This window comes from Haemophilus sp. oral taxon 036 (genome assembly GCF_002998595.1).
GTDB lineage: Bacteria > Pseudomonadota > Gammaproteobacteria > Enterobacterales > Pasteurellaceae > Haemophilus > Haemophilus haemolyticus_K.
Genome location: NZ_CP027235.1, coordinates 902,061 through 921,799 on the forward strand (window position 1 = coordinate 902,061; position 19,739 = coordinate 921,799).

Consider the following 19,739-nt stretch of genomic DNA (forward strand, 5'->3'; position numbering starts at 1 on the left):
GACAGCGAGTGCTCACACAGATTGACTGATAGTTGTAGACAAGATTGAAAACGAAGCGAAAGCAACGTTGAAAGATAAAAAGAAGATAGAGTATCTTTAATTGATGTCCCCATCGTCTAGAGGCCTAGGACATCGCCCTTTCACGGCGGTAACCGGGGTTCGAATCCCCGTGGGGACGCCAATTAAAGATAACTTTGTTAGATTATCTTAGTGTTCTTTAAAAAATTGGAAACAAGCTGAAAACAAGAGATTTTCGAGAGAAAGTCTGAGTAGGCAAGATAGGAAAGTGAAAAGAGGGAACTGAGAAGGAAACTCTGAAAGCAAACCTGTTTTGTGATAAATCTTGATTGAACAAAAGCAATCAAGTGTTTAGTTGAATGAAAATACGCATCAAATTGACCTCACTTTGAAGTGAAAACTTAAAGTGATTGAAAACATTTGAGGTTGTATAGTTAAGTGACTAAGCGTACAAGGTGGATGCCTTGGCAATCAGAGGCGAAGAAGGACGTGCTAATCTGCGAAAAGCTTGGATGAGTCGATAAGAGGCGTTTAATCCAAGATATCCGAATGGGGAAACCCAGTGGGTGAAGAATCCACTATCAACAAGTGAATACATAGCTTGTTGAGGCAAACCGGGAGAACTGAAACATCTAAGTACCCCGAGGAAAAGAAATCAACCGAGATTTCGTCAGTAGCGGCGAGCGAAAGCGAAAGAGCCTGTTAATGATAACAGCAGAGATAGAGGAATAAGCTGGGAAGCTTAGCGACACAGGGTGATAGCCCCGTACTCGACATCCAGGCTGTGGTACTAAGTTAACGAGAAGTAGGGCGGGACACGTGATATCCTGTTTGAAGATGGGGGGACCATCCTCCAAGGCTAAATACTCCTGATTGACCGATAGTGAACCAGTACTGTGAAGGAAAGGCGAAAAGAACCCCGGTGAGGGGAGTGAAATAGAACCTGAAACCTTGTACGTACAAGCAGTGGGAGCCCGCAAGGGTGACTGCGTACCTTTTGTATAATGGGTCAGCGACTTATATTTTGTAGCGAGGTTAACCGAATAGGGGAGCCGAAGGGAAACCGAGTCTTAACTGGGCGACTAGTTGCAAGGTATAGACCCGAAACCCGGTGATCTAGCCATGGGCAGGTTGAAGGTTGGGTAACACTAACTGGAGGACCGAACCGACTAATGTTGAAAAATTAGCGGATGACTTGTGGCTGGGGGTGAAAGGCCAATCAAACCGGGAGATAGCTGGTTCTCCCCGAAATCTATTTAGGTAGAGCCTTGAGCGGACACCTTTGGGGGTAGAGCACTGTTTCGGCTAGGGGTCCATCCCGGATTACCAACCCGATGCAAACTACGAATACCAAAGAGTGATACTCAGGAGACACACGGCGGGTGCTAACGTCCGTCGTGGAGAGGGAAACAACCCAGACCGCCAGCTAAGGTCCCAAAGTCTATATTAAGTGGGAAACGAAGTGGGAAGGCTTAGACAGCTAGGATGTTGGCTTAGAAGCAGCCATCATTTAAAGAAAGCGTAATAGCTCACTAGTCGAGTCGGCCTGCGCGGAAGATGTAACGGGGCTGAAATATAGCACCGAAGCTGCGGCATCAGACGTAAGTCTGTTGGGTAGGGGAGCGTTGTGTAAGCGGAAGAAGGTGTGTTGAGAAGCATGCTGGACGTATCACAAGTGCGAATGCTGACATAAGTAACGATAAAACGGGTGAAAAACCCGTTCGCCGGAAGACCAAGGGTTCCTGTCCAACGTTAATCGGGGCAGGGTGAGTCGGCCCCTAAGGCGAGGCTGAAGAGCGTAGTCGATGGGAAACAGGTTAATATTCCTGTACTTGGTAAAGCTGCGATGTGGGGACGGAGTAGGTTAGGTTATCGCACTGTTGGATATGTGCGTTTAAGTTGGTAGGTGGGAAGTTTAGGCAAATCCGGACTTCCTTAACACTGAGAGATGATGACGAGGCTCTAAGGAGCTGAAGTAACTGATACCACACTTCCAGGAAAAGCCACTAAGCGAAAGGCTTTACTAAACCGTACTGAAAACCGACACAGGTGGTCAGGTAGAGAATACTCAGGCGCTTGAGAGAACTCGGGTGAAGGAACTAGGCAAAATAGCACCGTAACTTCGGGAGAAGGTGCGCCGGCGTAGATTGTAAGGGCTAGCCCCTGAAGGTTGAACCGGTCGAAGATACCAGCTGGCTGCAACTGTTTATTAAAAACACAGCACTCTGCAAACACGAAAGTGGACGTATAGGGTGTGATGCCTGCCCGGTGCTGGAAGGTTAATTGATGGTGTAATCGAAAGAGAAGCTCCTGATCGAAGCCCCAGTAAACGGCGGCCGTAACTATAACGGTCCTAAGGTAGCGAAATTCCTTGTCGGGTAAGTTCCGACCTGCACGAATGGCATAATGATGGCCAGGCTGTCTCCACCCGAGACTCAGTGAAATTGAAATCGCCGTGAAGATGCGGTGTACCCGCGGCTAGACGGAAAGACCCCGTGAACCTTTACTATAGCTTGACACTGAACATTGAATTTTGATGTGTAGGATAGGTGGGAGACTATGAAGATGATACGCCAGTATTGTTGGAGTCGACCTTGAAATACCACCCTTTAACGTTTGATGTTCTAACGAAGATTGCGGAACGCGGTCTCGGACAGTGTCTGGTGGGTAGTTTGACTGGGGCGGTCTCCTCCCAAAGAGTAACGGAGGAGCACGAAGGTTTGCTAATCACGGTCGGACATCGTGAGGTTAGTGCAATGGTATAAGCAAGCTTAACTGCGAGACAGACAAGTCGAGCAGGTACGAAAGTAGGTCATAGTGATCCGGTGGTTCTGAATGGAAGGGCCATCGCTCAACGGATAAAAGGTACTCCGGGGATAACAGGCTGATACCGCCCAAGAGTTCATATCGACGGCGGTGTTTGGCACCTCGATGTCGGCTCATCACATCCTGGGGCTGAAGTAGGTCCCAAGGGTATGGCTGTTCGCCATTTAAAGTGGTACGCGAGCTGGGTTTAGAACGTCGTGAGACAGTTCGGTCCCTATCTGCCGTGGGCGTTGGAGAATTGGTTGGGGCTGCTCCTAGTACGAGAGGACCGGAGTGGACGCACCACTGGTGTTCCGGTTGTGTCGCCAGACGCATTGCCAGGTAGCTAAGTGCGGAAGAGATAAGTGCTGAAAGCATCTAAGCACGAAACTTGCCAAGAGATGAGTTCTCCCAGGTTATAAACCTGTAAGGGTTGTTTAAGACTAAGACGTAGATAGGCAGGGTGTGTAAGTGATGTGAGTCATTGAGCTAACCTGTACTAATTGCCCGAGAGGCTTAACTATACAACGCTCAAGTGTTTTTGGAAAACAGAGTGAAAGAAAAAGAAATTAACTAAATGTTCAGCTTGTAGCCAATGAAGAACATAGATAGAAATTAGAATAAAAGTTATCAAAGAATTATCCTGGCGGCGATAGTGCGGTGGAACCACCTGACACCATACCGAACTCAGAAGTGAAACGCTGTAATGCCGATGGTAGTGTGGGGCTTCCCCATGTGAGAGTAGGGCACCGCCAGGTTTATTTTTTTAGTTTATTCATTGAGTAAATTAAAAAAATAAAAAATTTTTGGCAGAGATAGTGCAATAGATCCACCTGATACCATACCGAACTCAGAAGTGAAATGTTGTAACGCTGATGGTAGTGTGGGGCTTCCCCATGTGAGAGTAAGGCACTGCCAATTACCACATTTAGCGGAGTGGTAGTTCAGCTGGTTAGAATACCTGCCTGTCACGCAGGGGGTCGCGGGTTCGAGTCCCGTCCATTCCGCCAATTTATTCATACCAATAGGGGCGTAGTTCAATTGGTAGAGCACCGGTCTCCAAAACCGGGTGTTGGGAGTTCGAGCCTCTCCGCCCCTGCCATTAAGATATTCTTTTCAATTGATCATAAAATATCTTTATATTCATACCTTTTTCATATTATTTAATAATTCTTTTTATTTTTCTTTTTGAATTAGATATATAATTATCAAATTTTAAATATAAAAATAATTAGTATGAAACCTCAATATTATCTTGGCATGATGTCTGGAACTAGTCTAGATGGAGTGGATGTTGCTCTCGTTGATTTTTCTCTAGAGCCTCGACTTATCTTATCTGATTTTTTTCCTATACTGGAAAATTTACGTCAGAAATTAACCAAACTCATTCAATCAGGTGAAACAACTCTACAAAATTTAGGCGAACTCGATCATGAACTTGCTTTACTGTATTGTGATTGTGTAAATACTTTTCTACAAAAATATAATCTTATTCCAAGCCAAATTGAAGCTGTTGGTTGTCATGGACAGACAGTATGGCATTCTCCTGCTCCTACTTCTGCATTTCCTTTTACAATGCAACTAGGCGATATGAATTTATTGGCAGCTAAAACAGGAATATTGGTTATTGGTGATTTTCGTCGTAAAGATATGGCGTTAGGCGGACAGGGGGCCCCTCTTGTACCCGCTTTCCATAAAGCTGTATTCTCAAATGCTAATTTTGCTACAGTTGTTTTAAATATTGGTGGGATTAGTAATGTTTCTATATTGTTTCCTAATCAACCTGTAATTGGCTTTGATACAGGTCCAGGTAATACATTATTAGATCAATGGATAGAAAAACACCAAGGCCTTCGCTATGACAAAAATGGTAAGTGGGCTTCAAAAGGCAAAGTGAATCAAGTTCTGCTTGATGAATTATTAAATGAACCTTTTTTCTCTTTACCAGCCCCCAAAAGTACAGGGAGAGAGTTATTTAATCTTGATTGGTTAATGGACAAAGTAGAAAAAACATCAGAAAAACTTACAGCTCTTTCATCTAAAATGACATTAGCCCCAGAAGATGTGCAAGCGACTCTTGTTGAATTAACGGTAACAAGCATTGTTAATACACTAAATCAACTCAAAACAGATTTACCAAAACGTTTATTAGTATGTGGCGGCGGTGCAAAGAATAGCTTAATTATGTGTGGATTGCATGATAATTTACTCGATTGGCAGGTTGGTACAACGACAGAGCAAGGTTTTGATATTGATTATGTGGAGGCCGCTGCTTTTGCTTGGTTAGCTTATTGTCGAATGAACAATTTACCAGCAAACCTGCCTAGCGTAACTGGCGCAAAAAGTGCGGTTAGTTTGGGGGCTATTTTTCCTAAAGACTAAGGTCAAAATATGAATGACATTATATTAAAAAGTTTATCCACGTTAATTACGGAGCAAAGAAATCCGAATTCAGTTGATATTGATCGTCAAAGTGCTTTAGATATTGTTCGATTAATGAATAAGGAAGATAAACAAGTTCCTTTAGCTATTGAAGCATGTTTGCCTGAGATTTCGTTAGCGGTAGATAAAATCGTTCATGCTTTTCACCAAGGCGGGCGTCTAGTATATATTGGGGCTGGGACGAGTGGTCGTCTTGGCGTATTGGATGCGTCAGAATGTCCTCCTACGTTTGGTGTATCTTCGGAAATGGTCAAAGGTATTATTGCGGGGGGCGAACATGCTATTCGTCATCCTGTAGAAGGGGCGGAAGACAATACGAAAGCTGTACTTGAGGATCTACAAAGCATAAATTTTTCAAAAAATGATGTATTAGTTGGTATCGCTGCAAGTGGTCGCACACCTTATGTTATTGCTGGTCTTCAGTACGCTAAATCTCTTGGTGCTTTGACAATTTGTATTGCAAGTAATCCAAAATCTGCGATGGCTGAGATAGCCGATATTGCGATAGAGACTATTGTTGGTCCTGAAATATTGACGGGTTCTAGCCGCTTAAAATCTGGTACCGCACAAAAAATGGTTTTGAATATGCTGACTACGGCAAGTATGATTTTATTGGGTAAATGTTACGAAAATTTGATGGTCGATGTACAAGCCAGTAATGAAAAGCTTAAAGCACGCGCTGTACGCATTGTGATGCAAGCAACAGATTGTGATAAAGTGCTCGCTGAGCAGACATTAATTGAAGCAGAGCAAAATGTCAAGCTTGCAATTATGATGATTTTAAGTAATTTATCAAAATTAGAGGCCAAGGCATTATTAGAAAGACATCAAGGTAAATTAAGAAATGCACTTTCTAAATAAGACAAAAACCTGATTGTAAAATCAGGTTTTTATTTTGGAATTCCGTGTAGTAATCCTACGGGTTCAAAAGGTTCCATTGAAGTTGGGGCAGGCATTTCTGTAAATAATAAAACAAATGGTTTAGGCGGGATTACTTTTTCATTACGCCATAAGTTGCTCATTCCGACAAGTTGGATATCTTCAGGTAAATTGTTAATTCCTGCTTGTAACACCGCAATGGTATTTGGACGAGGATGTCCTATCGCAATCGCTGTACCATGTTTCCTTGCATATTGAATTGCAGCTTGAAATTGATGTTGAACGTTAGCTAGTTCGTTACTGTCATCTAAAAATATATGACGATCTAAGGAACGAACACCTTGTTCTTTTGCTATTTTCCCTGCTACAGATTTTCCTATTGTTCGACTATCTAAAAAGAATAAATGTCTTTCTTGAAGTGCGGTCATTAAATAAGTCATTAATTGGGGATCGGCTGTAGCCGCACTGCCCATGTGATTATTCATGCCAATGGCATAATTCACGATATTTTTGGCTGTATTTACCCGATCATTGACCTGCGCTGAAGACATTCCTAAATGTAGTCCTCCATCTTCTATTTTCACCGCACTTACTGGTTGCATCGGCATATGAATTAAAATGTCTCGACCTTGAGATTTTGCTTCTTGATTTCGAGCTCGAGCATGAGGCGCAGCAGGAATAATTGCTACGGAAATTTCACGCGGCATTGCAAAAATAGCCGCATCTTCTTTGAGATGATAGCCTACATCATCAATAACAATAGCAAGTTTATTTTGCGCAAGGGAGATGGAAGTATAAAGTGCGTTAGAAAAAATGATGAAATTTTTCACCGCACTTTTTATGAGAAGTTTCATTAATGAATCCATCCAGTTGGATTCACTGGTGTGCCTTTTCGGCTAATTCCAAAATAGAGTGCGGAGCGAGAGATTTCACCAGTATTGCCCACTTGAGTAATAGTTTGTCCAGCAGAAACAAGTTGACCAACTTTTACCAATACGGCTTGATTAAAACCATATAAACTTAAGTCGGTTTCACCATGTTTGACGATGACCATATAACCGTAGCCATTCAAATACCCCGCTAAAATTACACGTCCAGCCGCAATCGCTTTGACTGCAGTTCCTGCGGAGGCACCAATAACCATGCCTTTCCAACGAACTTCACCTGCCTGAATCGTTCCAAAATTATGTAAAGTTGGCCCTGAAACTGGTGCTGAATATTGTTTTTTGGCAATCCCTAAACCACTTGTGCTGTTAAGCAATTGACGTTCTTGTTCTGTCGGTTGATAAGGTTTTGAAGTCCTTTTTTCTTCAGCTTTTTGTCGTTGTGAAAGCGCTTCACGCTCTCTTTTTTCTTGTTCTAAGGCCACTTTTTCCGCACGTTGAATTTCTTGACGGAGAGCTTGTTCATTAGCCTTTAGGATATCTAATTTATTTTGATCTCTAGCCAAATTTTTATTAAGTTCATTTAGCGTAGATTGACGTTCTTGTTGTGATTTTTGTAATTCTTGTTGCTGTTTTTTTTGCGTTAAAAGTTGATCTCGATGATTTTTTTGCTGACCTAAAATTGATTCTTTTTGGGATACAATTTGAGCTTGTGTTGCTTTTAAACTATCAATTATTTCGATTCGAACTTGGTTTAAATGTTGGTAGTACACTTTCATGCGTTCTGCTTTTTCCGCATTTTTAGAAAACATTCTTTCAATGACGGAAGGATTTAAACCTGAGCGATAAATCATATCCATTTGTTTCGCTAAGCGTGATTTTTGTTCAGATTCTTGTTTTTCCAATTGTTTGAGTTGTTTATCTGAATCAGAAATTTGCTTACGAATTTCTTTCAAGCTCATTTCTGTTTCATGTAACTCCCCCACGACAGCATTAATTTTACTTTCATGGTTTTTCAAATTAGCTTGTAACTTAGCTTGCTCGCGTTTTTGTTCAGCAATTTTAGATTCTTGTTGCTTAATTTGCTTTTGAATCTGGTTAAGATCGGACGCATGGCTTATTGGGGAAAAAATCAACAAACCGCAGCCAAAAAGTGCGGTGAAAAATGGCGATATTTTTTTGTTTAATCCCGAATACAGCATAATTTTTCCTAAATTCTTAAAATCGCACAAATCTTATCATATTTGTTAAAAGGCGAAAAAGTTTAGCTCCTATTTTTTGCTAAAGATCAGGAAAACTCGCCTTTTTGCTTTTAAACATACTCAATTTTTGCTATAAAGTGCGAGTTATCTTTTACTTAAATTTTAGGAGATTCTTATGGAATTAGTATTTATCCGTCATGGTTTTAGTGAATGGAATGCGAAAAATTTGTTCACTGGCTGGCGTGATGTAAATTTAACAGAACGCGGCGTAGAAGAAGCGAAAGCAGCGGGCAAAAAATTATTAGATGCTGGCTATGAGTTTGATATCGCATTTACATCTGTGCTAACTCGCGCAATCAAAACTTGTAACATCGTGTTAGAAGAATCCCATCAATTATGGATTCCTCAAGTGAAAAACTGGCGTTTAAATGAACGTCATTATGGTGCTTTACAAGGTTTAGATAAAAAAGCGACTGCGGAACAATATGGTGACGAACAAGTTCATATTTGGCGTCGTTCTTATGATATTTCTCCACCAGATCTAGATCCACAAGATCCAAATTCTGCACATAATGACCGTCGTTACGCAAATATTCCGTCTGACGTTGTGCCAAATGCAGAAAACTTAAAAATTACTTTAGAGCGTGCACTTCCATTCTGGGAAGACCAAATTGCACCAGCAATGCTTTCTGGTAAACGTGTTTTAGTGGTTGCTCACGGTAACTCACTCCGCGCATTGGCAAAACATATTATCGGTATTTCTGATGCTGAAATTATGGATTTTGAAATTCCAACAGGTCAACCTTTAGTATTAAAACTAGATGATAAATTAAATTACGTAGAACACTACTACCTTTAATTTATCGCTTTACTTTTTTAATTTAATATTCAAAGTGCGGTTAATTTTAACCGCACTTTATATTTAAGGAAACATGAATGAGAAAATTGATAACGTTCATTTTGGTGGTGTTGCCATTTTTTACGACATCAGTTACTGCAGCATCAGTACATAAAAATCAAATAAATAAAAAAATTGTAGTAACCAAATCTTTAGATAAAAAACAACAAACTAAAAAAACGAAAGAAACTAAATCAGTTCTAACCAAGAAAATGAGTACTAAAAATAAAAAACAAGTTGTGAAATTGATAGACAAAAAGCCTAAAGCTTTGGTAAAGAAAATTAGCTCGAAACCTAAGACATCTATCGAGAAAAAACCGACAACAGTTGTTTCAGCAAAACATGAAAAAGCAGCAAAGGAGAAACCTGTTTATAAGTCAGTGATTGTGCCACAATGTAATGATTTTTCTGTATCAAAAGTGTTATCTGATGCATTTAAGCAGCAAGGCGATTCAACTAAAACCAGTATGATGGTGAAACAAATTCTTCAAGCAAGAGAAACGCAATTTTATCCACAAAAAGGCATTCGAAGCTGCCATGCTTTAGTGGTGACGGATGGGAAAAGTTATCAAACAGATTACAGTGTTATTTTGAATGATAAAGGATTCTTTATCCAAGTAGAAAATGCTCAGTAGAAAAATGCGCTTGGTTTTTTAACCTTGCGCATTTTTGTAAACTATTTATTGTTTTGTTCAAAAAAGAGTACAGTTGCGGCTACACGAGAGTGCACATTGAGTTTACGTAATAAATTACGAATATGTACTTTCACAGTTTCTTCTGAAATAAACAGTTGAGCTGCAATTTGTTTGTTTGATAATCCTGTCGCAATTTGACGAAGTACATCCATTTCACGATCTGTTAAGCTATCTAATGGATTTTGCTCATGTCTTCGTTCAAGTAATAAATCTTTAATAGAATCACTTAAGATCACTTCACCTTGCGCTATTTGCTTAATTTGTTCTAGTAAGGTTTCGGGTTCTGTATCCTTTAGCAAATAGCCATCAGCACCAGCGTCAATTAACGTATAAATATCATTTTTAGCATCAGAGACAGTTAAAATTAAGATTCGCGCATCAACGCCTTCTGCTCGTAATCCTTTGAGCGTATCTAACCCTGAAAGTCCTTTCATGTTGAGATCTAAAATGATCACATCAGGTGATGTTTGTAATGCCACAGAAATCCCTTCTGTACCGCTGCCTACGTCAGCCACCACTTCAAAGTTATCGTCTAATTCTATAAGTTGTTTAATGCCACGACGCATTAATGGATGATCGTCAATTAATAAAACGCTTAGTTTTTCTTGCATAAATTCCCCCTTAGTGACGATAAACGTGCCATTTTATAAATAATTTCTATTAGTTCCAATGACGAACCGATAGAAATTTGATTTTACGCATAAAGTTACTGTTTTTTAGGTATATCATAAGTGAATAAATTATATGGTTAGATTGAAATTTAATCAAAGGGTGGTTAAATGGTCGACTCTAATGCCCATAGCTCTTGTAAATTTTCACGACGACGAATTAAATAGGATTTATCGCCATCTACTAAAACTTCTGAAGTACGGGGTCTAGAGTTATAGTTTGATGACATGCTTGCTCCATAAGCGCCAGCTGAGCATTGAGCTATATAATCACCTTCAGCAATAGACAGTTCCCGTTGTTTGCCTAAGAAATCAGATGTTTCGCAAACTGGGCCCACAACATCATAAATGGCTTTTTCTCTTGCTAAAGTGCGGTCAATTTCTACGATATTCATATAAGCTTCATACAATGCAGGGCGGATCATATCGTTCATTCCTGTGTCGGTAATTGCGAAATTACGACTTTCATTATTTTTTAGGTATTGTACTTTTGCTACTAGAATTCCCGCATTTGCAGAAATTGCTCTGCCTGGTTCAAGAATAATTTCAAGTTCAGGATAATTTTTTAGTTTTTCTAATAATGCATTTGCGTAATCGCTTGGATGCGGTGGTGTTTCATCCGTATAAGTCACGCCTAAACCACCGCCCAGATCGAGATGTTTTAATTTTATTCCATCTTCTTTTAATTGTTCCATTAGGATAATTAAGCGATCTGTTGCATCTAAAAATGGTTGTAATTCCGTGAGCTGTGAGCCTATGTGGCAATCCATCCCTGTTATTTTTATGTTTGGCAGCGTTGAGGCTAATTTATATACCTCTCGAGCTTCATTTACGCTTACACCAAATTTATTTTCTTTTAATCCTGTTGAGATATAAGGGTGTGTATGCGCATCAACATCTGGATTCACTCGTAAAGATATTGGCGCTATTTTCCCCATCTCGCCTGCGATCTGGTTAATGTGTTTGAGTTCAGAAACTGATTCTACATTAAAGCAACGGATTCCAACTTCTAGTGCACGAATAATTTCTTCTCGGGATTTAGCTACGCCCGAAAAGACCACTTTTGATGCTTCGCCACCTGCTGCAAGTACACGCTCAAGTTCGCCTTGCGAGACAATATCGAAACCTGAACCTAGTTTTGCCATGATGTTTAACACGCCGATATTCGAGCAAGATTTTACGGCAAAGCAAATTAAGTGAGGGTGCTTACCGAAGGCTGAGTCAAAAGCATGCCAATGGCGTTCAAGTGTTGCGCGAGAATATACATAAAGAGGTGTACCGAATTGTTCAGCAAGTTGTTGAACCGGAATATCTTCAGCATAAAGCTTATTATTTTTATATTGGAAGAAATTCATGTTGTGTTCCTGTTTTTTGGGGATTGTAATTGGATAATCGCTTATTTGGTTTGTTGTGCTTGTTCTTTTTCTGGGAAATATAAAGGACCTTTTACACCGCATCCTGTTGCTACAATGCAAATTGCACTAAGCACTAAAATTGATAGTAGTTTTTTCATTTTTCTCTCTCTTACTTATCGGTAAATCCGCCTTTCACAAGCTTAAGAAAGGCTTTATAATTTGCTGCATTCTATCAGATTTAAACAGGAACATTTTATGAATATTGCAGAATTTCACCAAAATATTGAACAAGTTTGGCAAAAAATTGAAGAAGAATTAGAAGCGCAAGGTGCGGATGTAGATTGTGAAACGCAAGGTTCCGTATTTACAATCACCTTTGATAATCGCACACAAATAGTGATTAACAAGCAAGAACCATTACTTGAGCTTTGGATTGCGAGTAAATTAGGTGGTTTTCATTTTGCTTTTAAAAATGGTGACTGGGTTTCTAACGACGGAAAACGTTTTTGGGATTGTTTAGTAGAAGCTTGTGCTGCACATGGCGAGAACGTTCAGTTCTAAGATGCTTGATTCTCATTTATCACCAAAAATAATAGAAAAACCGACCGCACTTTCTGTTTTGAAATCGGTTTTCGGTTATCAATCTTTCCGTAAAGGGCAGGAAGAAGTCATCAATGCGGCGTTAAACGGACAAGATGCTTTGGTGGTAATGGCAACAGGGAATGGTAAATCGCTTTGTTATCAAATTCCCGCGCTTTGTTTTGCTGGTTTAACTTTAGTAATTTCTCCGCTGATTTCCTTGATGAAAGATCAAGTAGATCAGCTTCAAGCTAATGGAATTGAGGCAGATTTTCTTAATTCTAGTCAGACTTTAGAACAGCAGCAACAAGTACAAAATAAGCTGATTTCTGGGCAACTTAAACTGCTTTATGTGTCGCCAGAAAAAGTGATGATGAACAGTTTCTTTCAACTTATTTCTTATAGTAAAGTCAGCTTTATTGCGATTGATGAAGCACACTGCATTTCTCAATGGGGGCATGATTTTCGCCCTGAGTATACCCAGCTTGGCGGTTTAAAAGCTAGTTTCCCTCATGCGCCAATTATGGCGCTCACCGCGACAGCCGATTATGCGACTCGTCAAGATATTTTGACTCACCTCAACCTGGAAAATCCGCATAAATATATTGGTAGTTTTGATCGACCAAACATTCGTTATACCTTGGAAGAAAAATATAAACCAATGGAGCAACTGACACGTTTTGTGTTAGCTCAAAAGGGCAAGAGTGGGATTATTTATTGCAACAGCCGAAACAAGGTTGAGCGAATTGCGGAAAGTTTACGTAATAAAGGCGTCTCTGCTGCTGCTTACCACGCGGGAATGGAAACGGCACTGCGTGAGCGCGTGCAACAGGATTTTCAGCGTGATAATGTTCAAGTAGTCGTCGCAACCATTGCTTTTGGAATGGGGATTAATAAATCCAATGTGAGGTTTGTTGCCCATTTTGATTTGCCACGTAGTATTGAATCTTACTATCAGGAAACGGGGCGAGCAGGACGTGATGATTTACCTGCAGAGGCCGTTTTGTTTTATGAGCCAGCGGATTACGCTTGGTTACAAAAAATTCTCTTAGAAAAACCAGAAACGCCACAGCGTCAGATTGAGCAACATAAATTAGAAGCTATAGGTGAATTTGCAGAAAGCCAGACTTGTCGCCGTTTAGTTCTTCTCAATTATTTTGGTGAGCATCGACAAACACCATGCAATAACTGTGATATTTGCCTTGATCCTCCTAAAAAATATGATGGTTTAGTCGATGCGCAAAAAGTAATGTCTACTATTTATCGAGTGGGGCAATGTTTCGGTGCACATTATGTGATTGCGGTGTTGCGTGGAATGCACAATCAGAAAATTATTGAACGCCAACATGATAAACTTTCAGTGTATGGTATCGGAAAAGATAAAAGCAAAGAGCATTGGCAGTCTGTCATTCGTCAGCTTATTCATTTGGGTTTTGTGCAACAGGTCATTAGCGAATTAAATCCAACGTTACAACTTACTGAAAGTGCAAAAGCGATTCTGAAAGGTGAGGAACCATTGGAACTGGCAATGCCTCGTATTTCTGCAATTAGTAAGATTGCCCATAATCCACAACGTCAAGGTGTTGCAAATTACGATAAGGATTTATTTGCACGCTTGCGTTTCTTACGCAAACAAATTGCCGATAAAGAAAATATTCCGCCGTACATTGTCTTTAATGATGCAACGTTGCAAGAAATGGCACAATATATGCCAACAAGCAATATTGAAATGCTGCAAATTAATGGTGTGGGCTCTATCAAATTAGAACGGTTTGGCCAGCCGTTTATGGTATTGATTCAGGAACATAAAGCAATTTTGGCGAAAGCGCAAAATAATCAGTAAGTATCGAAAGTGCGGTTAAAAATCACCGCACTTTTTGTTATACTTGCGCCAATTTTTTCAGTTCTTTGAATCTAAGGTTAAACAATGCGTACAAGTCAATATTTATTTTCCACCCTTAAAGAAACGCCAAATGATGCTCAGGTAGTAAGCCACCAATTAATGTTGCGTGCAGGTATGATTCGCCCAATGGCATCAGGTTTATATAACTGGTTGCCGACGGGTATTCGCGTATTGAAAAAAGTAGAGAAGATTATTCGCGAAGAGATGAACAAAGGTGGTGCAATTGAGGTATTAATGCCTGTGGTGCAACCAGCGGAATTATGGGAAGAGTCTGGCCGTTGGGATCAATATGGTCCTGAGCTACTTCGTTTTGAAGACCGCGGAAACCGTAACTTTGTACTTGGGCCAACTCACGAGGAAGTGATTACAGATTTAGTCCGCCGAGAGGTTTCTTCATATAAACAACTTCCACTTAATTTATACCAAATTCAAACCAAATTCCGTGATGAAGTGCGTCCTCGTTTTGGTGTGATGCGTTCACGTGAATTTATTATGAAAGATGCCTACTCGTTTCACACTACACAAGAAAGTTTGCAAGAAACCTATGATGTGATGTACCAAGTGTACAGTAACATTTTTAACCGTTTAGGCTTAGATTTCCGTGCAGTACAGGCAGATACTGGGTCTATTGGTGGTTCTGCTTCTCATGAATTCCAGGTGTTGGCTTCAAGCGGTGAAGATGACGTAGTATTCTCAACAGAATCGGATTTTGCAGCGAATATTGAGCTTGCTGAAGCGGTAGCTATCGGTGAGCGTCAAGCGCCAACCGCAGAAATGACATTGGTTGATACACCAAATGCGAAGACTATCAATGAACTTGTAGAACAATTTAATCAACCAATCACTAAAACTGTGAAAACGTTGATTGTGAAAGGTGCAGACGAAAACCAACCGCTTGTTGCGTTGATTATTCGTGGTGATCATGAATTAAATGAAATCAAAGCACAAAAACACCCATTAGTGGCAGATCCTCTTGAGTTTTCAGATGAAGCAGACATTAAAGCGAAAATTGGTGCGGGTGTTGGTTCATTAGGTCCTGTGAATTTAAATATTCCAGCAATTATTGACCGCACTGTAGCGTTAATGTCTGATTTTAGTTGTGGAGCGAATATCGATGGAAAACATTACTTCAATGTGAACTGGGAACGCGATGTAGTAATGCCAGAAGTATTTGATTTACGTAATGTCGTTGAAGGTGATCCAAGTCCAGATGGTAAAGGCACTCTTCAAATCAAACGTGGTATTGAAGTGGGGCATATTTTCCAACTTGGTAAAAAATACTCTGAAGCAATGAAAGCAACTGTTCAAGGCGAAGATGGTAAACCTCTTGTGATGACAATGGGTTGCTACGGTATCGGTGTAACTCGCGTGGTTGCTTCAGCGATTGAACAGCATCATGATGATCGTGGTATTATTTGGCCTTCAGATGAAATTGCACCATTTACTGCGGCGATTGTGCCAATGAACATGCACAAATCTGAGGCCGTACAAAAATACGCTGAAGAACTTTACCGCACTTTACAATCACAAGGCGTAGATGTGATTTTTGATGATCGTAAAGAACGCCCAGGCGTGATGTTTGCAGATATGGAACTCATTGGTGTACCGCATATGGTTGTAATCGGTGAGAAAAACCTAGAGAACGGTGAAATTGAATATAAGAACCGTCGTACCGGTGAAAAGAAAATGATTGCTAAAGATGAGCTATCGGCATTTTTGGAAGAGAATGTGAAGGCATAGTTTTCTTATCAAGTAAAATGCGGTGAACGTTCACCGCATTTTTATTTTATGGCTTAATATCTCTTAAAATTGGATTTTGCATTGAAATCAAGGTTTCAGTGGACTGAATTTCATCTATTAACTGAATCTTGGTCGCCAAAATAGAATGTAATTCTGCAATTGTGTGTGTCATTACCTTTAAGAAAATCGAGTAATTGCCCGTTGTATAATAGGCTTCCACTACTTCATCGAAACTTTCTAGCTTTTTGATCACTTTCTCATAATCTTTTGCGCTTTTTAGAATAATGCCTATAAAACAGCATACGTCATAACCTAATTTACGCTCATCAATAATCACCTTCGTGCCTTCAATAATGCCGGATTGGCGCATTTTTTCTACACGTACATGGATTGTTCCAGGGCTTACACCAAAGTTTTTAGCCATTTCGGCATAGGGAGTTCTCGCATCTTTGGTTAGTACACGTAAGATTTGCTGATCTAAATTATCAATGTTGTGCATAAAATCATCTCCTTTAGATTTTATTTAATTTTTATACCTTAGATTAGATAATATTTAACTTATAAAAGAAAGTAAATAAAATACTTGAAATAATACTCGATTTTATTAAATAATACGTAACAAATAAAACAACAGATTAAAAAGGTTATAAAAATGAAAAAGACATTTATTTTACAACAACAAGAAATCAGCTTTGTGAAGAATACCTTCACCCAAAACCTTATTGAACAACTTGGCATTATTGAAGTACAAGGTCCGATCTTGAGCCAAGTGGGTAACGGAATGCAAGATAACTTATCTGGTATTGAAAAGGCCGTTCAGGTTAACGTGAAATGTATTCCAAATGCAGTATTTGAAGTGGTGCATTCTCTAGCAAAATGGAAACGCCATACCCTTGCTCGCTTCAATTTTAAAGAAGGCGAAGGCTTGTTTGTTCATATGAAAGCATTACGTCCAGATGAAGACTCTCTTGACCCAACTCACTCTGTTTATGTGGATCAATGGGACTGGGAAAAAGTGATTCCTGAAGGCCGTCGCAATTTTGAATATTTAAAAGAAACGGTAAATTCTATTTATCGTGCTATTCGCTTAACTGAATTAGCCGTAGAAGCACGCTTTGATATCCCTTCAATTCTTCCAAAACACATTACCTTTGTGCATAGCGAAGATTTAGTAAAACGCTATCCAGATTTAAGCAGTAAAGAGCGTGAAAACGCAATTTGTAAAGAATACGGTGCAGTATTCTTGATCGGGATTGGCGGCAAACTTTCAGATGGCAAACCTCATGATGGTCGTGCACCAGACTATGATGACTGGACAACTGAATCTGAAAACGGCTACAAAGGATTAAACGGTGATATTTTGGTATGGAATGATCAATTAGGCAAAGCATTTGAACTTTCCTCAATGGGTATCCGCGTAGATGAAAGTGCATTACGTTTACAAGTTGGTATAACGGGTGATGAAGACCGTTTAAAAATGGATTGGCACCAAGATTTATTAAACGGAAAATTACCATTAACTATCGGCGGTGGTATCGGTCAATCTCGCTTAGCGATGCTTTTACTTCGTAAAAAACATATCGGTGAAGTGCAATCAAGCGTATGGCCAAAAGAAATGTTAGAAGAGTTTGCCCATATTTTATAAGATAGGTATTAATACAAAGATACAAAAAACACGATGATTTCTCATCGTGTTTTTTATTTCAGAAAGCAATAGCAGACTTCATTACTAAAGTGCGGTAATGTTTTCGGCTGTTTTTAATTAATGACCGCCGCAGCCACAGCTGCCGTGACCGTGTCCATGCCCGTGACCACCGCCGCAGCATCCGCTGTGCTCGTGATCATGATCATGCTCGTGATGGTGGTGATGACCGCCACAGCCACAACTGTGACCTTCTTCGTCATCATCATGGTGGTGACTATGTGCGCCATGAACGTGACCGTGTGCGATTTCTTCTAACGTTGCTTCACGGGTTGCGACAACTTCAACGGTGAAGTGTAATTCTTGACCGGCTAACATGTGATTGCCATCAACCACAACTTCATCGCCATCGATTTCAGTAATCACCACTGGAACTGGACCAATGTCAGTATCTGCTAAGAAACGCATGCCGACTTCAAGTTCATCAACACCTTGGAATACATCTTTTGGTACACGTTGAACCATATTTTCGCTGTATGCACCGTAACCTTCTTCAGGTTGTACACGTACTTCAAATTTGTCGCCTACGTCTTTACCTTCAAGCGCTTTTTCAAGACCGATCACTAAATTATTGTGGCCCTGTAAATATTCTAGTGGTTGATTCGCTGGAGCTTCATCTACCAATACGCCATCTTGTGTGCGAACTTGGTAAGCAATGCTCACCACTACATTTTTTGCTACTTTCATTATGTTTTCCTTATAAAAAATCGGTTAAAAAAAGTCGTACCATTGTAGCGAAAATTATTCCGCGCGCAATGCAATTCGCGCACTAATGCGTGCTTTTATTTTCTCTTTACCATTTTCCAGATAAGCATCGCTAGAAGAATCCATCGCACTCATATCGGCAGATTTTGCCACCGCCATCATATAAGGTCGTGGGCTCATGGTTTGTTCATTTACGGAAGAGACATCTAAATCTAAAATTTGATAGCCTTTCATATTCAACGAATTTTGAATTAATGTGGCTTTGTTTTTAAATTTATCCAATGCAGATTGAGTTAATTCATTTTCTAAACTCATTAATTTTTCAGATGAAATAAGTGCATTCGTACTTTCCACCGCCATGACGTCATCAAGCTCGCTGATCACTTTGGAGACGGCTTGGAAATCTTTGCTTTCTAATACAAGTTCTACACGATCAATCCAGCCAGATTGCTTGCCTTGATTGTTATAACGCACATTGGTATGACGAAAATGATCTTTAATTTCCACCGCACTTTCGTTTTTCGCGATAGAAAGCGCTTTGCTTAATTTCTCATTGATTGTTTTATTTAAGGTAGAAAGCGAAGTGCCTTCTGCCTGATAAAAAAGTGTAACCTGTAACAAATCTCGTGAAACTTCTTTTTCGACTTCAGCATTGAAAGAAACAATATTATTTTGCACCGCACTTTGAGAATTATCCGCCAATGCAGGCAAAGCAAAAGGCAACGCCAATAACATTAAAGAAAGAGATTTTAATTTCATATTGAAACTCCCCAAAAAATAACCGCACTTATCAAGTGCGGTTAAAAAGAATGATTAATGCACATGAGGCTCTTCGACATCCTCGTCATCAAAAAATTCCCCATCATCACCGTATTCATCGTCATCGGCATTCGGATCTTCAAAATAGGTGCCCCAACCATCATAAATGCCTTTATGTTTTTCTAATAACGGAAGAATTTCTTTTTGTTGAGCATCAATAATTTCAGCTTTTAATTCTACTTCACTGATAATGTCAAAACAGAAAATTGGTTTGCCATCATCATCTTCAAATTCTTCTGCTTCGGAAACTTCATAACCGGCTTTAAACGCATCTACCGCGATTTTTTCTAACAAATCAAAATCGTGATGAGCAATGTGATGCTCAATAATGTAAAGCGCATCTGGGTCACTACCATCATTAAGTAAATCAGTGATAATTTCACGGGTTTCTGCTTGTAACTCAGCCAATTTTGACATAATAAAATCCTTCAACAAGAACAAAAGT

The 19,739-nt window shown here is 39.8% G+C and carries 17 protein-coding genes, 3 tRNA genes and 3 rRNA genes; 14 read left to right on the forward strand and 9 right to left on the reverse strand.

What is annotated here, in order from left to right; translation table 11 throughout:
* Positions 1-105 precede the first annotated feature (105 nt).
* From C3V42_RS04365 to murQ, 8 genes are all read left to right on the forward strand, one after another.
* Positions 106-181, forward strand: a tRNA-Glu gene (locus C3V42_RS04365).
* Between the two features lie 269 nt (positions 182-450).
* Positions 451-3,347 (forward strand): 23S ribosomal RNA (locus C3V42_RS04370).
* 118 nt (positions 3,348-3,465) lie between these two features.
* Positions 3,466-3,581, forward strand: a 5S ribosomal RNA gene (rrf, locus tag C3V42_RS04375).
* Positions 3,582-3,628: 47 nt separating this feature from the next.
* Positions 3,629-3,744, forward strand: a 5S ribosomal RNA gene (gene rrf / locus C3V42_RS04380).
* A 12-nt stretch (positions 3,745-3,756) separates the two neighbouring features.
* Positions 3,757-3,833: transfer RNA gene (locus tag C3V42_RS04385), tRNA-Asp, on the forward strand.
* A gap of 16 nt (positions 3,834-3,849) precedes the next feature.
* Positions 3,850-3,925 (forward strand) — tRNA-Trp (locus C3V42_RS04390).
* A gap of 134 nt (positions 3,926-4,059) precedes the next feature.
* Positions 4,060-5,205 (forward strand): anhydro-N-acetylmuramic acid kinase, encoded by a 1,146-nt coding sequence (locus C3V42_RS04395; protein WP_164994220.1) that lies wholly within the window; start codon positions 4,060-4,062, stop codon positions 5,203-5,205.
* A gap of 9 nt (positions 5,206-5,214) precedes the next feature.
* Positions 5,215-6,126 (forward strand): N-acetylmuramic acid 6-phosphate etherase, encoded by a 912-nt coding sequence (gene murQ, locus C3V42_RS04400; RefSeq protein WP_106013807.1) that lies wholly within the window; start codon positions 5,215-5,217, stop codon positions 6,124-6,126.
* A gap of 29 nt (positions 6,127-6,155) precedes the next feature.
* Here the strand turns inward: murQ and C3V42_RS04405 are convergent, their stop codons facing one another.
* Both C3V42_RS04405 and envC read right to left on the reverse strand, forming a co-directional pair.
* Positions 6,156-6,998: a divergent polysaccharide deacetylase family protein gene (locus tag C3V42_RS04405; protein WP_106013808.1), complete on the reverse strand. Its 843-nt coding sequence runs from the start codon at positions 6,996-6,998 to the stop codon at positions 6,156-6,158.
* Positions 6,998-8,230 carry a murein hydrolase activator EnvC gene (gene envC, locus C3V42_RS04410; RefSeq protein WP_106013809.1) on the reverse strand — a complete coding sequence of 411 codons (1,233 nt, stop codon included), beginning with the start codon at positions 8,228-8,230 and terminating at the stop codon, positions 6,998-7,000. The genes C3V42_RS04405 and envC overlap by 1 nt, the downstream gene beginning before the upstream one ends.
* Before the next feature lie 175 nt (positions 8,231-8,405).
* Between envC and C3V42_RS04415 the strand changes: the two genes are divergently transcribed.
* Together C3V42_RS04415 and C3V42_RS04420 are read left to right on the forward strand one after the other, a co-directional pair.
* A complete protein-coding gene (locus C3V42_RS04415; protein WP_005625827.1) occupies positions 8,406-9,089 on the forward strand; it encodes a 2,3-diphosphoglycerate-dependent phosphoglycerate mutase in 684 nt (227 codons plus the stop codon).
* A gap of 77 nt (positions 9,090-9,166) precedes the next feature.
* On the forward strand, positions 9,167-9,763 hold the full coding sequence (locus tag C3V42_RS04420; RefSeq protein ID WP_106013810.1) for a hypothetical protein: 597 nt from the start codon (positions 9,167-9,169) through the stop codon (positions 9,761-9,763).
* Between the two features lie 41 nt (positions 9,764-9,804).
* On the opposite strand, the gene C3V42_RS04425 is transcribed toward C3V42_RS04420, so the two are convergent.
* The 3 genes from C3V42_RS04425 to C3V42_RS08710 all read right to left on the reverse strand — a co-directional run bounded on the left by C3V42_RS04425 (position 9,805) and on the right by C3V42_RS08710 (position 12,004).
* The gene (locus C3V42_RS04425; RefSeq protein WP_048953116.1) at positions 9,805-10,434 is read right to left on the reverse strand and encodes a response regulator; all 630 of its coding nucleotides are present in this window, start codon (positions 10,432-10,434) and stop codon (positions 9,805-9,807) included.
* Positions 10,435-10,598: 164 nt separating this feature from the next.
* Entirely contained in the window at positions 10,599-11,846 is a 1,248-nt protein-coding gene (gene lysA, locus C3V42_RS04430; RefSeq protein WP_106013811.1) for a diaminopimelate decarboxylase, read from the reverse strand.
* 41 nt (positions 11,847-11,887) lie between these two features.
* Entirely contained in the window at positions 11,888-12,004 is a 117-nt protein-coding gene (locus tag C3V42_RS08710; protein ID WP_005639040.1) for a lipoprotein, read from the reverse strand.
* Positions 12,005-12,101: 97 nt separating this feature from the next.
* Here C3V42_RS08710 and cyaY point away from each other — a divergent pair, with 97 nt between their 5' ends.
* The 3 genes from cyaY (at position 12,102) to proS (ending at position 16,068) form a co-directional block, all read left to right on the forward strand.
* Positions 12,102-12,407 (forward strand): iron donor protein CyaY, encoded by a 306-nt coding sequence (gene cyaY / locus C3V42_RS04440; RefSeq protein WP_005635590.1) that lies wholly within the window; start codon positions 12,102-12,104, stop codon positions 12,405-12,407.
* 1 nt (position 12,408) lies between these two features.
* Complete coding sequence (gene recQ, locus C3V42_RS04445) at positions 12,409-14,268, forward strand: DNA helicase RecQ (RefSeq protein WP_106013812.1); 1,860 nt, start codon at positions 12,409-12,411, stop codon at positions 14,266-14,268.
* An 84-nt stretch (positions 14,269-14,352) separates the two neighbouring features.
* Complete coding sequence (gene proS / locus C3V42_RS04450; protein WP_106013813.1) at positions 14,353-16,068, forward strand: proline--tRNA ligase; 1,716 nt, start codon at positions 14,353-14,355, stop codon at positions 16,066-16,068.
* Between the two features lie 46 nt (positions 16,069-16,114).
* Here the strand turns inward: proS and asnC are convergent, their stop codons facing one another.
* Positions 16,115-16,567: a transcriptional regulator AsnC gene (gene asnC, locus C3V42_RS04455; RefSeq protein WP_106013814.1), complete on the reverse strand. Its 453-nt coding sequence runs from the start codon at positions 16,565-16,567 to the stop codon at positions 16,115-16,117.
* Positions 16,568-16,720: 153 nt separating this feature from the next.
* Between asnC and asnA the strand changes: the two genes are divergently transcribed.
* Positions 16,721-17,713, forward strand: coding sequence for an aspartate--ammonia ligase (asnA, locus tag C3V42_RS04460; protein WP_048953111.1), 993 nt, complete (start codon positions 16,721-16,723; stop codon positions 17,711-17,713).
* Between the two features lie 117 nt (positions 17,714-17,830).
* On the opposite strand, the gene slyD is transcribed toward asnA, so the two are convergent.
* Genes slyD through rraB form a run of 3 tightly spaced genes read right to left on the reverse strand, consistent with a single transcriptional unit; the run spans position 17,831 to position 19,711 of the window.
* Entirely contained in the window at positions 17,831-18,457 is a 627-nt protein-coding gene (gene slyD / locus C3V42_RS04465; RefSeq protein ID WP_106013815.1) for a peptidylprolyl isomerase, read from the reverse strand.
* A 54-nt stretch (positions 18,458-18,511) separates the two neighbouring features.
* Entirely contained in the window at positions 18,512-19,234 is a 723-nt protein-coding gene (locus C3V42_RS04470; RefSeq protein ID WP_106013816.1) for an SIMPL domain-containing protein, read from the reverse strand.
* A 54-nt stretch (positions 19,235-19,288) separates the two neighbouring features.
* A complete protein-coding gene (gene rraB, locus C3V42_RS04475) occupies positions 19,289-19,711 on the reverse strand; it encodes a ribonuclease E inhibitor RraB (RefSeq protein WP_106013817.1) in 423 nt (140 codons plus the stop codon).
* Positions 19,712-19,739: the final 28 nt, after the last annotated feature.

Excerpts from the sequence above, each read along its gene's own strand:
- C3V42_RS04395 (WP_164994220.1), top strand. The coding sequence starts at position 4,060 with ATGAAACCTCAATATTATCTTGGCATGATGTCTGGAACTAGTCTAGAT.
- murQ (WP_106013807.1), top strand. The coding sequence starts at position 5,215 with ATGAATGACATTATATTAAAAAGTTTATCCACGTTAATTACGGAGCAA.
- C3V42_RS04405 (WP_106013808.1), bottom strand. The coding sequence starts at position 6,998 with ATGAAACTTCTCATAAAAAGTGCGGTGAAAAATTTCATCATTTTTTCT.
- envC (WP_106013809.1), bottom strand. The coding sequence starts at position 8,230 with ATGCTGTATTCGGGATTAAACAAAAAAATATCGCCATTTTTCACCGCA.
- C3V42_RS04415 (WP_005625827.1), top strand. The coding sequence starts at position 8,406 with ATGGAATTAGTATTTATCCGTCATGGTTTTAGTGAATGGAATGCGAAA.
- C3V42_RS04420 (WP_106013810.1), top strand. The coding sequence starts at position 9,167 with ATGAGAAAATTGATAACGTTCATTTTGGTGGTGTTGCCATTTTTTACG.
- C3V42_RS04425 (WP_048953116.1), bottom strand. The coding sequence starts at position 10,434 with ATGCAAGAAAAACTAAGCGTTTTATTAATTGACGATCATCCATTAATG.
- lysA (WP_106013811.1), bottom strand. The coding sequence starts at position 11,846 with ATGAATTTCTTCCAATATAAAAATAATAAGCTTTATGCTGAAGATATT.
- C3V42_RS08710 (WP_005639040.1), bottom strand. The coding sequence starts at position 12,004 with ATGAAAAAACTACTATCAATTTTAGTGCTTAGTGCAATTTGCATTGTA.
- cyaY (WP_005635590.1), top strand. The coding sequence starts at position 12,102 with ATGAATATTGCAGAATTTCACCAAAATATTGAACAAGTTTGGCAAAAA.
- recQ (WP_106013812.1), top strand. The coding sequence starts at position 12,409 with ATGCTTGATTCTCATTTATCACCAAAAATAATAGAAAAACCGACCGCA.
- proS (WP_106013813.1), top strand. The coding sequence starts at position 14,353 with ATGCGTACAAGTCAATATTTATTTTCCACCCTTAAAGAAACGCCAAAT.
- asnC (WP_106013814.1), bottom strand. The coding sequence starts at position 16,567 with ATGCACAACATTGATAATTTAGATCAGCAAATCTTACGTGTACTAACC.
- asnA (WP_048953111.1), top strand. The coding sequence starts at position 16,721 with ATGAAAAAGACATTTATTTTACAACAACAAGAAATCAGCTTTGTGAAG.
- slyD (WP_106013815.1), bottom strand. The coding sequence starts at position 18,457 with ATGAAAGTAGCAAAAAATGTAGTGGTGAGCATTGCTTACCAAGTTCGC.
- C3V42_RS04470 (WP_106013816.1), bottom strand. The coding sequence starts at position 19,234 with ATGAAATTAAAATCTCTTTCTTTAATGTTATTGGCGTTGCCTTTTGCT.
- rraB (WP_106013817.1), bottom strand. The coding sequence starts at position 19,711 with ATGTCAAAATTGGCTGAGTTACAAGCAGAAACCCGTGAAATTATCACT.